Raw genomic sequence first — 536 nt, 5'->3', positions numbered from 1 at the left:
GGGCACGCGAGATCGACGGAACCTCTGAGTCCCCGTGATGCCGGCCACCAATGCCGAGTGGCGCGTCGTGAGCAACCACGGCGCGCCACTGCGCTTTAGTAGGGTCGAATCATGGATTTTCTGCACTCGCTGCTCGTTCTGGTCCACCTGTTCGGGGCCGCCGTGATCATCGGCACCTGGATCGCCACGTTCAAGACCCCCACCGTCACCACGTGGCAGTTCGCGGCCTCGATTGCCATGTTGCTCTCCGGTCTCCTGCTGCTCACTCTTGCTGAGCTCAACCCGGAGGTCACGGTCAACCACATGAAGATCGGCATCAAGCTCCTGCTTGCCATCGGCGTCTTCGTGGCGGCCTTCATCGGGTGGCGGAAGCAGCGCCGGGGCGACCCGGTCTCCAAGGGCCTCGCCCACGGCACGGGCGGCACCGCACTCATCGCGATGATCGTCGCCACCCTCGTCTGAGGCGACAGACGGCCACTTCCGACACAACACTCGAACCACTCACCGGCAGCCGCGGTGAGCACGGACCCTGCGGG

At 65.3% G+C, this 536-nt stretch carries 1 protein-coding gene; it reads left to right on the top strand.

The features are described 5' to 3' along the window. The first annotated feature begins 111 nt into the window (after positions 1–111). Positions 112–462, top strand: coding sequence for a hypothetical protein (locus GTW58_RS13880; protein ID WP_123824549.1), 351 nt, complete (start codon positions 112–114; stop codon positions 460–462). The last annotated feature ends 74 nt before the right edge of the window (positions 463–536 follow it).

This window comes from Kocuria subflava, assembly GCF_012163155.1.
Classification (GTDB): domain Bacteria; phylum Actinomycetota; class Actinomycetes; order Actinomycetales; family Micrococcaceae; genus Kocuria; species Kocuria subflava.
Note: the sequence above shows the minus strand (reverse complement) of the source record. Positions and strands in the feature narration are given on the sequence as shown.